We start from the raw sequence: 12780 nt of genomic DNA, 5'->3' as shown, positions 1-12780 counted from the left end.
GGTTTTAGTCAATTGAAATTTTTTGGCGCATTTTTATGCGTCAAATTTCGTTAACAGACTATTTTTGCAAAGGTCTCAGATGGAAATGACGTATTTGATAAGATGTAAATTATTTGATTCTTTTTCGACTGTTCAATATACTCCGACCGCTTTATTTCATCTTATTACGAAAAATTGATAAAAATTCTCATTTTTCGATACAAAAAAGCCATTTGCTGCCGAATTGTGTAAGGAGGCTTTGAACTCCGTGCCATTCGGACGGCTAATATAATTAGGAGACACCATGCCATTATCTAAATTTCGTCCGGCGCGTTTGCCGGTTGCCGTCGCTGCGGCACTTTTATCCGCCTATTCCTTCGGGGCAGGGGATGGGCTTGAGCAGGTTGATTTGCCTACCGTCCAAGTAAAGGGCATCGGCAAACAGACGACCACCAACTACACCATTCCCGCTTCTTCCGCTGCTACGGGCATCCGCCTGACCCAGCGTGAAACGCCGCAGTCTTTGTCCGTCGTTACTGAAAAACAAATGGACGATCAAGGTTTGGATACCTTGCAGGACGTGTTGAAACAAACACCGGGCGTGTTCTACAGCAAAATGGGCAACAACGTATCCGGTCACAGCGAGTTTATTTCGCGCAGTCAGGCGATTGACAGCATTTCCGTGGACGGCGCGCCTAAATTCCTTTACGACGGGAAAGCCATCCGCCGCGGTACCAACAATCTGGACAGCGCATTGTACGAACAAGTCGTCGTCGTGCGCGGCGCGAGCGGTTTGTCCAACGGCGGTATGGGCGAGCCGGGCGGTACGGTTGCTTTGGAACGCAAAAAACCGACTGCCAAACCTGCCATTAGCGTAGAAGCCGGTGTCGGTTCTTGGAAACACTACCGCTTCGTCCTTGATGCCAATCATCCTTTGAATGCCGACAATACCTTGCGCGGTCGCGCTATTTTGGTCAGCGACCACGGTGGCGATTACCTGCCGAACACATCGCGCCACAATCACACTTTCTACGGCATTCTGTCTTACGACCTCACGCCGCAAACCCACTGGCGCCTCGGTACGGAAATACACCGTTTCCGCAATACCGGCAGCTCTCCTTTCAGCTATCTGACCGTAGCGGGAGACCCTGAAAACAATCAACCTTTCGAACCGTTTGCAGCCTCTCCGCGCAGCAATTCCTCAGCAAAATGGGCTTACGGTAAAGAAAACAGTGCGGAAATCTTCACCTCTATCAATCATGAGTTTGAAAACGGTTGGGCTCTGAACGGCAACTACAGCCATACTTATGGAAAAAGTGATGCAGTTTCCGGTATAGCCGGTCCTTTTATCATTTATCCGGACTATTCCGCTAAATTTGTTGCCGAGCGCGACCAAGCCAAGTACGCCGACCAAGATTTTTCTCTGAGTTTGGACGGCGATTACCCGCTTTGGGGACGCAAACATGAATTCAATGCCGGCATCAGCTATCAGTACAATAAGGAAACTCCTTCATATTACGAAGAAAATGAAGACGGTGTTGTCCCTGATTTGCGCCTTTTTGACGGAAATTTCACAAAACCGGCTATACCCTACCTTCGCGACGGCTTTGCCCATATGAAAAACCTCTCTGTTTACGGTTCGACCCGTTTCAAACTGACCGACAGGCTGGCATTGATAGGTGGCGGACGGTTTGTCGATTGGCAATACCGCTACAGTTCCAATCGCAACGATTTTGCCGACAGCAGGCATAAAAACAAGGTATTTATCCCCTATTTGGGCGCAAGTTATGATTTAAACGACAATCTGACAGCCTACACCTCCTATACCACCATATTCCGCCCGCAAGTGCGTTACTTGACCAAAGACGGTACGGCACTCGAACCGCAACGCGGCAAAACATATGAACTCGGCTTAAAAGCCTCGTGGTTTGAAGGCCGTTTGAACGCTTCTGCATCCGCCTTTATGAACAAACGCGACCATTTGGGCGTGGTTGCAGGCAAATTCAAGAATGGTAAGAAATACTACCGTGCAGCCGACAACACTACAACAAAAGGCGTGGAACTGTCCGTCGGCGGACGCTTGAGCGACAAATGGCTGCTCAATGCTTCTTATGCGTACTCCAAACTCAAAAATGATTCGGGCAATGTGGTCAACCCTTCTTATCCTGCCCACCTTTTCAAACTCTTCACGGCGTATGACGTAACCGACCGTTTGAACTTGGGTGCAAACGTCAACTGGCAAAGCGGCACAAACGCCTATGATGAATATCAGCCCCTCACCGTTGCCGGTAAAGAAGCCTTAACCCAACGCCCATACGCTACGCTGGACTTGACCGCGCATTACAAAATCGGCAAATCCACCCGCATCGGTTTGGACTTTGAAAACGTGTTCAACAAACGCTACCGCCCCATGCCCGACATCCATGTTTACGGCACGCCGCGCAGCCTGACTGCTACGTTGAAACACACTTTCTAAAGTAGGCAAAAGAAAAGGTCGTCTGAAAAACCCGATTTGAGGTTTTCAGACGACCTTTATGTTTCTATAGCAAGCATACTTAACTTTAATACGGTATATCATCAAATTCCGTCATTCCCACCCCCGCCTACGTGAGGACAGGAATGACGATAACCGATAAGTTGCGTATCGAAAAAAGTTATTTAGCTATATCAATCCGTCAGGCGTTTACAGGTTGGGATTGACGATGATTTTGACGGCGGATTCGTTGTTGTGAATCAGACGCTCGAAGCCTTCGGAAATCAGCTCGTCTAGCTTGATACGCTGGGTGATGAAAGGTTCGAGGTTGATTTTGCCTTCTTCCACCAGTTTGATGGTTTCGGCGTGGTCGTTGCAGTAGGCGATGGTGCCGCGCACGTCCAGCTCTTTCATCACGACGCTGTGGACATTGATGGTGGCGGGGTGGCTCCAAATGGATACGATGACGACTTTCGCAGTCGGGCGGCAGGCTTCGACCATGGTGTCCAGCACTTTGTTGACGCTGGTGCATTCGAATGCGACGTCCACGCCTTCGCCGTTGGTCAGTTTTTTCACTTCTTTGACGACATCGACTTCAGACGGGTCGAGGATGTAGTCGGCAACGCCGGATTCGCGGGCTTTATCTTTGCGCGCTTTGCTCAATTCGGTGATGATGACTTTGATGCCTTTGGCTTTCAAAACGGCGGCAAGCAGCAAACCGATCGGACCTGCGCCACCGACCAATGCGACGTCGCCTGCTTTCGCGCCGCTGCGGACGTAGGCGTGATGGCCGACGGACAGAGGCTCAATCAAAGCGGCTTGGTCTAACGGGATTTTGTCGGAAATCGGATGCACCCAGCGGCGTTTGACGGCGATTTTTTCGGCAAGGCCGCCACCGCAGCCGCCCAAGCCGATGAAGTTCATGTCTTTGGAGAGGTGGTAGTTGCTGCCTTCGCCGGTCGGTACGTCATCGCGGATGATGTAGGGTTCGACCACTACGTGTTGTCCGACTTTGAGGTCGTCCACGCCTTCGCCGACGGCATAAACCACGCCGGAGAACTCGTGTCCCATCGTTACGGGTGCGGACTCGCCGGAAATCGGGTGCGGATGGCCGCAGGGCGGAATGAAAATCGGACCTTCCATAAATTCGTGCAGGTCGGTACCGCAGATGCCGCACCAGGCGACGTTGATGCCGACGGTGCCGGGGGCGACGGTCGGTTCGGGGATGTCTTCGATGCGGATGTCGCCTTTATCGTAAAAACGTGCTGCTTTCATTGTAACACTCCTTGTTTTGAGGTTGGAAAGAAAGGTCGTCTGAAAGGTAGGACGGCTTTTCAGGGAAGGGTAGGTGTGCGCTTGAATGACGACAGTTTTTATTATCGGCAGGGTTTGTGTCGTTTGATTGCTGTTATTTTAATACTTTTTGCTTTGGCCGGCAGGCCGTATTTTGAATAAACAAAAAGAGGTCGTCTGAAAACCTTGTTTCTAGGTTTTCAGACGACCTTTCGTTTAGCCTGACTGGAAATGCGGATTACAGGCTGTAATACATTTCAAATTCCAACGGATGCGGCGCCATGCGGATTCGGCGTACGTCTTCTTCTTTGAAGGTGATGTAGCTGTCGATCCAGTCTTTGCTGAACACGCCGCCGCGCAGCAGAAATTCGTGGTCGGCTTTGAGGGCGGCGAGGGCTTCTTCCAAAGAGGCGCAGACGGTTGGGACGAGTGCGTCTTCTTCCGGCGGCAGGTCGTAGAGGTTTTTATCGGCAGGGTCGCCCGGATGGATTTTGTTTTGGATGCCGTCCAAACCCGCCATCAGCAGGGCGGCGAACGCCAAGTATGGGTTGGCGGTCGGGTCGGGGAAACGCGCTTCGATGCGGCGTGCCTTGCTGCTGTTCACGGACGGGATGCGGATGGACGCGGAACGGTTTTTGGCAGAGTAGGCAAGCTTGGTCGGTGCTTCGAAGTGCGGCACGAGGCGTTTGTAGGAGTTGGTGGACGGATTAGTAATCGCGTTCAGGGCTTTGGCGTGTTTGATGATGCCGCCGATGTAGTAGAGCGCGGTGTCGCTCAAGCCGGCGTAGCCGTCGCCTGCGAACAGGTTTTGACCGTCTTTCCAGATGGATTGGTGGACGTGCATACCGCTGCCATTGTCGCCCATGATGGGTTTGGGCATGAAGGTAGCGGTTTTGCCGAAGTTGTGGGCAACGTTTTGGATGACGTATTTCATGTCTTGGGTTTGGTCGGCACGTTTGACCAAGGTGGCGAAGCGCGTGCCGATTTCCATTTGGCTGCCGGTACCGACTTCGGCGTGGTGGACTTCGACTTCGATGCCGAGTTCTTCCAAGATGTTCACCATGGCGGAGCGCAGGTCTTGTCCGGCGTCAATCGGGGCGACGGGGGCGTAGCCGCCTTTGACGGCAGGGCGGTGGCCGGTGTTTTGACCGTCCATGTGCAGGCCGCTTGCCCATGCGCCGCTTTCGGACGTGATTTCGTAACGGGTTTTGTGCATATCGGTTTCAAACTCTACACCGTCGAAGACGAAGAATTCAGGTTCGGGGCCGAAGTAGGCAGTGTCGCCGATGCCGGAGGATTTGAGGTAGGCTTCGGCGCGGCGGGCGATGGAGCGCGGGTCGCGGTCGTAGCCTTGACCGTCGGCGGGGTCGATGACGTCGCAGGTGAGGACGACGGTGGTATCGTCGTAGAAGGGGTCGATGAAGGCAGTCGCAGGGTCGGGACGCAACTGCATGTCGGATGCCTGAATGCCTTTCCAGCCGCCTATGGACGAGCCGTCAAACGCCTGACCGTTTTCAAACCACTCTTCGGGGTCGTCGAGGACGATGCGGGCGGGGACGGTGAAGTGGTGCTGCTTGCCTTTGGTATCGGTAAAGCGCAAATCTACGAAGCGGGCTTCGCTTTCTTCAATCAGTTTTACTGCGTCTTTGATAGACATTTTCGGCTCCTAATGGGAAGTAACGGATACGCAATCTCGCGGAAAATCTGCTGCATTTTATCATGCCGAAGGTCGTCTGAAACCGCAAATCCGTTAAATTTCTGACTTGCGGAATATAGTTTCAGACGACCTGATTGTCAACAATCCGATGCGTATTTGGATTTATTGGAAAACAGCGGTATGAGGCGGCAAAGGCGGTTATAATGGGCGGTCTTTGCATTTGTCCTGCCGGATAGGATTTTTATGAACACTGCTCCCCGTTATGCCGTTTTCGGCAACCCCGTCGCACACAGCAAATCGCCGCAAATCCATCGGCAGTTTGCCTTGCAGGAAGGCGTTGAAATCGAATATGAACGAATTTGCGCCGACATCGGCGGTTTCGCGCAGGCAGTTGAAGCGTTTTTTGCCGACGGCGGGCGCGGGGCGAATGTTACCGTACCGTTCAAGCAGGAAGCGTTTGCCTTGTCGGACGAACATTCCGAACGCGCTTTGGCGGCAGGTGCGGTCAATACGCTGATTTTGCTGGAAAACGGTAAAATACGCGGCGACAATACCGACGGGCTCGGACTGACGGACGATATTTCAAAGAGGCTGGGCGTGGAACTGTCGGGTAAAACCGTCTTGCTGCTCGGCGCGGGCGGCGCGGTGCGCGGCGTCATTCCCGTATTGAAAGAATACCGCCCTGCGCGCATCGTTATCGCCAACCGGACCCACGCCAAAGCGGCGGAAATGGCGGCGCATTTCGGTATTGAAGCCATACCTTTGGATGAACTGGAAGGCGGCTTCGACATCATCATCAACGGCACATCCGGCGGCTTAAGCGGACAGCTTCCCGCCGTATCGCCCAAAGTCTTTGAACATTGCACTTTGGCTTACGATATGGTTTACGGCGGGGCGGCAGAGCCGTTTTTAGCGTTCTCCCGCCAATCAGGCGCAAAACAAACCGCCGACGGATTGGGCATGCTGGTCGGACAGGCGGCAGCTTCCTACCGGCTTTGGCGCGGTTTCGTACCCGATGTCCTGCCCGTCATCCAATATATGAGAGAGTTATAAAATGTTCCGCATCATCAAATGGCTGATTGCCCTGCCTTTGGGCGCATTTATCTTTTTCAACGCTTATGTGTACGGCAACATCATCACTTACCGCGCCGTCGCGCCGAATAAAACCGCCTTCATGGCGATGCGGATGCGGCAGTTTCAAAGCGAAGGCAAAGATGTCGCGCTCGATTACCGCTGGGTACCTTACGACCGCATTTCGGTCAACCTGAAAAAAGCCCTGATTGCCTCCGAAGATGCCAAATTTGCCGAACACGGCGGCTTCGACTGGGGCGGCATCCAATACGCCATCAAGCGCAACAAACAAAGCGGCGAAGTCAAAGCAGGCGGCTCGACCATCAGCCAACAGCTTGCCAAAAACCTGTTTTTGAACGAAAGCCGCAGCTATATCCGCAAAGGCGAAGAAGCCGCGATTACCGCGATGATGGAAGCTGTTACCGACAAAGACCGCATTTTCGAGCTGTATCTGAACGCTATCGAATGGCACTACGGCGTATTCGGCGCAGAAGCCGCGTCCCAGTATTTCTATAAAAGACCCGCCGCCAACCTGACCAAACAGCAGGCCGCCAAACTCGCCGCCCGCGTCCCCGCGCCGCTGTTTTACGCCGACAACCCCAAAAGCAAACGCCTGCGTAACAAAACCAACATCATCCTGCGCCGTATGGGTTCGGCGGAGCTGCCTGAAAGCGATATGGATTGAGGTCGTCTGAAAATCGGGTGATGGGGTTTCAGACGACCTTTTTGCAACTGTAACCTTGTTTGCCGTATCACATTTATATCCTACCCGCCCGGTTTTGATACATTCTTCCGTCATTCCCGCGCAGGTGGGAATCCATTTTTGAAATTCAGAAATCTTTTTCAAATCAAGGTTTCTCAAGTTTTACGATGGATTCCCGTCTGCGCGGGAATGACGACAACCGGTAAGTTGCGTGTCGAAAATATAGTGGATTAAATTTAAATTAGGACAAGGCGACGAAGCCGCAGACAGTACAGATAGTGCGGCAAGGCAAGGCAACGCCGTACTGGTTTAAGTTAATCCACTATAATATCGTACATAAGGGCGTTGGCAACGCCTTATCATTGCAATTTTAATCCACTCCAAAAAACGCCCGTTTCGCCATCTTTACCCCACCTGTGCGGGAATGACGAAACGGGCGTTTTTGAATGGATTTCTTTCTGCGCCGCTGTCTTCGGCAAAATTTACGCCACGAAATCCAAACCTATGTCCAACGAGCGGCTGCTATGGGTCAGATAGCCGAGGGCGATGCCGTCCACGCCGGTTTGCGCTACGCGCTTCAGGCGGTCGAAGCCGATGCCGCCCGATGCTTCGCAATAGATGGTGTGGGGGTGGGCGGTTTGCGTGTGGCAGCGGTTTGCCGCTTCTTTCAGGGTTTCGTCGTCCATGTTGTCCAGCAAAATCCGTTCCGCGCCCGCCGCGATGGCTTCGTCCAGTTGTGCCAACGTGTCCACTTCGATTTCTACGCAAGTCAACGGTCCGACCGCCTGTTTTGCCTGCCGCACGGCTTGGGCGATGCTGCCGCAATAGGCGAGGTGGTTGTCTTTGATGAGTACGGCGTCGTCCAAACCCATGCGGTGGTTCACGCCGCCGCCTGCCCTGACGGCGTATTTTTGCAGGACGCGCAGCAGTGGGATGGTTTTGCGGCTGCACACGATGTCTGTATCGTATTCAGCGACTTCGGCAACGGCACGCGCGGTGGCGGTGGCGATGCCGCTTAAGTGCGTGAGGTAGTTGAGCGCGGTGCGTTCGGCGGCGAGCAGCGCGCGGGCGTTGCCTTCGACGGCGGCAAGCGTCTGACCTGTGCGGACGGCTTGCCCGTCGTGGACTTCGGCTTGGAAGCGGACGGACGGATCCATCGTCTGAAAGACGAGGCGCGCCAAGTCCATGCCGGCGATGACGCCGTTTTCGCGGCTGACGAGGAAGAGTTTGGCGGTTTTGTCGGGCGCGATGACGGCGGCGGACGTAATGTCGCCGCGCCTGCCCAAATCTTCGCTCAGGGCTTGTTCCACCATGGGGCGCAGCAAGGTGTCGGGCAGGGGGAAGAGGGTGTTTTCAGACGACATGGGGTTTCCTTTGTTGAAAAAGATTGATGTTGCACCGATGGGGCAAAACTTCATTTTATAGTGGATTAACAAAAACCAGTACGGCGTTGCCTCGCCTTAGCTCAAAGAGAACGATTCTCTAAGGTGCTGAAGCACCAAGTGAATCGGTTCCGTACTATCTGTACTGTCTGCGGCTTCGTCGCCTTGTCCTGATTTTTGTTAATCCACTATAGGTCGTCTGAGAACGGGCTAACGGCTGCCCAGCGGCAGTCCGATGTCCGAAATCAGCCTGTCGGGCAGGACGTCGTCGCGGAAGCGGTAAAGCTGCGCGGGACGGCCTTTGCTGCCCGATACGCCGGTATCCGACGGCTCGATGAGGTTTTGCTGCTGAATCTGGCGGCGGAAGTTTTGCTTGTGCAGCAATCTGCCGCTGATGGCTTCGACGCTGTTTTGCAGTTGCAGCAGCGTGAATTCGGGCGGCATCAGTTCGAAAATCACGGGGCGGTATTTGATTTTGGCGCGCAGGCGGGACAGGGCGGTTGCCAGCACGCGGCGGTGGTCGTGGCGCATGGGCTGCCCCGTGAGCGCGAAGTCGAAGTTTGCCTGCGGCTCGGCGGCTTCCGCTATCAGGCCGCTTTCATACAGCATTTCATAGCGTTGCAAAACGTATTCTTCCGACCAGTTTTCCGGTTCGACCCCCCAACACAAATGAATGCGCTTGAGCCGCTTTTGGCGGACTTCCTCCGTGTCCGCCGAGTTTGCCCAAATGCGCAGGCGGCTGACGATGGCGTCGCGCTGCCCGCCGTCGGTGCGCAAGTCTTCCCACGGGAAATAGTCGTAGCAGTCCTGCCATTTCGCATCCGGGTGCAGGATGCTGTCGGCTGCCTCGCGCACCAGCCCCAAATAGCTGACGTACAACACGGGCATGCCGTGTTCGTTGCGGCGGTGGGTGTCGACAAAGGTGTAAAGCTGTTCCACATAGCCCATAGGCTGCGAAGTCTGCTTGGCGACCCACAGCTTCACACCCGCCTGCAGGGAATTGCGCAGGGGGGAGAGCGGGCCGTTGGGCAGGAGCGTGCCTTGGGCGACGGTCAATGCCCGCAGGCCGCCGTCGGTAACGGCAATCAATACGGGAACCAGCTCGACGATGCTTTGCGGCGGGGCTTCGGCTTCGGGGTAGGCGTCCATGCTCGGCTTTCTGTGGGTGGGAAAGGCTTTATTGTAAACCAAAGCGGTTTGTCGGAACGAAGCGGGTCGGTTTTGCGGTATCTCAAACCTGTTTTCAGACGACCTTGCATATTATACTCAAGTTGAGCATAATATAAAAACAGTTTGAAAAACAGACGGCAAACCTTCATGCCGCCTCAAAAACCAGCTACAAGGAAACATCATGCAAACCGCCGCCCGCCGCTCGTTCGACTACGATATGCCCCTCATCCAAACGCCGACTTCCGCCTGCCAAATCCGTCAGGCGTGGGCGAAGGTTGCCGACACGCCCGACCGCGAGACGGCAGGTCGTCTGAAAGACGAAATCAAGGCTTTGCTGAAGGAGAAAAATGCGGTCTTGGTGGCGCATTATTATGTTGATCCGCTGATTCAGGATTTGGCTTTGGAGACGGGCGGATGCGTGGGCGATTCGCTGGAAATGGCGCGCTTCGGCGCGGAACATGAAGCCGGTACGCTGGTGGTGGCGGGCGTGCGCTTCATGGGCGAGAGTGCGAAAATCCTCTGCCCTGAAAAAACGGTGCTGATGCCTGATTTGGAAGCGGAATGTTCTTTGGATTTGGGTTGTCCGGAAGAAGCGTTTTCGGCGTTTTGCGACCAACACCCCGACCGTACGGTGGTAGTGTACGCCAACACTTCCGCCGCCGTGAAAGCGCGTGCCGATTGGGTGGTAACGTCTTCGGTGGCGTTGGAAATTGTGTCCTATCTGAAATCACGCGGCGAGAAACTGATTTGGGGACCCGACCGCCACCTCGGCGACTACATCCGCCGCGAAACGGGCGCGGATATGCTTTTGTGGCAGGGTTCGTGCATCGTCCATAACGAATTCAAAGGGCAGGAGCTGGCGGCGTTGAAAGCGGAACACCCCGACGCGGTGGTGCTGGTTCATCCCGAATCGCCGCAAAGCGTCATCGAACTGGGCGACGTGGTCGGCTCAACCAGCAAACTGCTCAAAGCCGCCGTATCGCGCCCTGAAAAAAAATTTATCGTAGCGACCGATTTAGGCATCTTGCACGAAATGCAAAAGCAGGCACCCGACAAAGAATTTATCGCCGCACCGACGGCGGGCAACGGCGGAAGCTGCAAAAGCTGCGCGCTCTGCCCGTGGATGGCGATGAATTCGCTGGGCGGCATCAAATACGCTCTGACAAGCGGACACAACGAAATCCTGTTGGACAGAAAGCTGGGCGAAGCTGCCAAACTGCCTTTGCAGCGTATGCTCGACTTCGCGGCAGGACTCAAACGTGGGGATGTGTTCAACGGCATGGGCCCTGCCTGATTTGCCGTCAATATTGCCGTTTCAGACGACCTCACAAACAAGGACAACACCATGCAAACCGATTGCGACGTATTGATTGCCGGAAACGGGCTGGCGGCACTGACGCTCGCCCTGTCTCTGCCTGAATCGTTCCGCATCGTCATTTTGTGCAAGAACCGGCTGGACGACACCGCCAGCCGTCATGCGCAGGGCGGGATTGCGGCGGCGTGGTCAGGAGAGGACGACATTGAAAAACACGTTGCCGATACCTTAGAAGCGGGCGCGGGTTTGTGCGACGAAGCCGCCGTCCGCGCCATCCTGTCGCAGGGCAAACCGGCAATCGAATGGCTGCTGGCGCAGGGCGTGGCGTTCGACCGGAATCATAACGACCTGCACCTGACGCGCGAAGGCGGACACACCTGCCGCCGAATCGCCCACGTTGCCGACTACACGGGCGAAGCCGTCATGCAGAGCCTGATTGCCCAAATACGCCGCTGCCCGAACATCCGCGTTTACGAGCAGCAGATGGCGTTGGATATCCAAACCGAATCAGGCGCGGCGTGCGGACTGACCGTCCTCGACCGCCAAACGCAAGAAACCTACCGCATCCGCGCCCGCCATACCGTACTCGCAGGCGGCGGTCTCGGGCAAATTTACGCCGCCACCACCACGCCGCCCGAATGCACGGGCGACGCCATCGCCATGGCGATACGCGCAGGCTGCGCAGTCGAAAACCTCGAATTTATCCAATTCCACCCCACAGGCTTGGCAAGGCCGTCTGAAAACGGACGTACCTTCCTGATTTCCGAAGCCGTGCGCGGCGAAGGCGGCATCCTCATCAACCAAGCGGGCGAACGGTTCATGCCGCATTACGACCGCCGCGCCGAACTCGCACCGCGCGACATCGTTGCCCGCGCCATCGCTGCCGAAATCGCCAAACAAACGCAAGACTTCGTCTCACTCGACATCAGCCGCCAACCCGCAGCGTTCGTCCGTCAGCATTTCCCGTCCATCCATCGGCACTGCCTGTCCCAATGCGGCTTGGACATCACGCGCCAAGCCATCCCCGTCCGCCCCGTGCAACACTACACCTGCGGCGGCATCCAAACCGACCCCAGCGGCAGAACCTCCCTGCCGCAGCTCTACGCCTTAGGCGAAACCGCCTGCACAGGGCTGCACGGAGCCAACCGCCTCGCCAGCAACTCCCTACTCGAATGCGTCGTTACCGCCAGGCTTGCCGCCCAAACCATCGCGGATGGACAAGCATTCCAAGCTGTACCGTCCCAAAGGTCGTCTGAAAGCCCCTCTGTTGAAGCAGGTATCTTTTCAGACGACCTCCAAAACACATTCAGCCGCCCCGTCCTGCAAGCCTTCAACCAACGCCATCTCGGCATCCTCCGCAACGATGCCTGCCTGCGCCGCGCCATCGCCCAACTGCGGCTTTGGAAGCAAAACCAAGCCGAGCCGCACACCGCGTCCGAATACGAAAACCGCAACCTGCTCGAATGCAGCCTCGCCGTCGCCCAAGCCGCATACGCAAGGCGGCAAAACATCGGCGCGCATTTCAATACCGATTTGGCAGAGCGTGTCGATTGGAAAAAACAGGCGGCAAGCTGAAGGGCAGGGCTGCGCGGGGGGATATTCCTGTGAAAAATGAAGAAAGGTCGTCTGAAGAGTTTGAACTGCACCCCAAAAGTTGGACACATACCCTCCAACCACCAAGGTGCAGTTTTTTTATGAGCAAATATACATTACACTTCAAATACCAAGCCGTACTCC

The 12780-nt window shown here is 55.2% G+C and carries 9 protein-coding genes; 5 read left to right on the top strand and 4 right to left on the bottom strand.

Annotated features, from left to right (window positions below):
- The first annotated feature begins 283 nt into the window (after positions 1 to 283).
- Complete coding sequence (locus AC5M9B_RS02375) at positions 284 to 2455, top strand: TonB-dependent siderophore receptor (RefSeq protein WP_487648190.1); 2172 nt, start codon at positions 284 to 286, stop codon at positions 2453 to 2455.
- A 207-nt stretch (positions 2456 to 2662) separates the two neighbouring features.
- Here the strand turns inward: AC5M9B_RS02375 and AC5M9B_RS02370 are convergent, their stop codons facing one another.
- Both AC5M9B_RS02370 and glnA read right to left on the bottom strand, forming a co-directional pair.
- The gene (locus AC5M9B_RS02370) at positions 2663 to 3727 is read right to left on the bottom strand and encodes a 2,3-butanediol dehydrogenase (RefSeq protein WP_070655638.1); all 1065 of its coding nucleotides are present in this window, start codon (positions 3725 to 3727) and stop codon (positions 2663 to 2665) included.
- A 256-nt stretch (positions 3728 to 3983) separates the two neighbouring features.
- Complete coding sequence (glnA, locus tag AC5M9B_RS02365) at positions 3984 to 5402, bottom strand: type I glutamate--ammonia ligase (RefSeq protein ID WP_019270334.1); 1419 nt, start codon at positions 5400 to 5402, stop codon at positions 3984 to 3986.
- A 243-nt stretch (positions 5403 to 5645) separates the two neighbouring features.
- Here glnA and aroE point away from each other — a divergent pair, with 243 nt between their 5' ends.
- Positions 5646 to 6455 carry a shikimate dehydrogenase gene (aroE, locus tag AC5M9B_RS02360; protein WP_146736445.1) on the top strand — a complete coding sequence of 270 codons (810 nt, stop codon included), beginning with the start codon at positions 5646 to 5648 and terminating at the stop codon, positions 6453 to 6455.
- 1 nt (position 6456) lies between these two features.
- Positions 6457 to 7158, top strand: a complete 702-nt coding sequence (gene mtgA / locus AC5M9B_RS02355; RefSeq protein WP_003756572.1) for a monofunctional biosynthetic peptidoglycan transglycosylase — start codon at positions 6457 to 6459, stop codon at positions 7156 to 7158.
- Positions 7159 to 7658: 500 nt separating this feature from the next.
- Here the strand turns inward: mtgA and nadC are convergent, their stop codons facing one another.
- Entirely contained in the window at positions 7659 to 8540 is an 882-nt protein-coding gene (gene nadC / locus AC5M9B_RS02350) for a carboxylating nicotinate-nucleotide diphosphorylase (RefSeq protein ID WP_487648189.1), read from the bottom strand.
- A 228-nt stretch (positions 8541 to 8768) separates the two neighbouring features.
- On the bottom strand, positions 8769 to 9707 hold the full coding sequence (locus AC5M9B_RS02345) for an NUDIX hydrolase (RefSeq protein WP_487648188.1): 939 nt from the start codon (positions 9705 to 9707) through the stop codon (positions 8769 to 8771).
- A 202-nt stretch (positions 9708 to 9909) separates the two neighbouring features.
- Here AC5M9B_RS02345 and nadA point away from each other — a divergent pair, with 202 nt between their 5' ends.
- Together nadA and nadB are read left to right on the top strand one after the other, a co-directional pair.
- Complete coding sequence (gene nadA / locus AC5M9B_RS02340) at positions 9910 to 11022, top strand: quinolinate synthase NadA (RefSeq protein ID WP_487648187.1); 1113 nt, start codon at positions 9910 to 9912, stop codon at positions 11020 to 11022.
- A gap of 51 nt (positions 11023 to 11073) precedes the next feature.
- A complete protein-coding gene (gene nadB, locus AC5M9B_RS02335) occupies positions 11074 to 12618 on the top strand; it encodes an L-aspartate oxidase (protein WP_487648186.1) in 1545 nt (514 codons plus the stop codon).
- Positions 12619 to 12780: the final 162 nt, after the last annotated feature.

The organism is Neisseria flava (assembly GCF_982712965.1).
The sequence above is the reverse complement of the archived record's forward strand: the minus strand, read 5'-3'. Positions and strand labels throughout refer to the sequence as shown.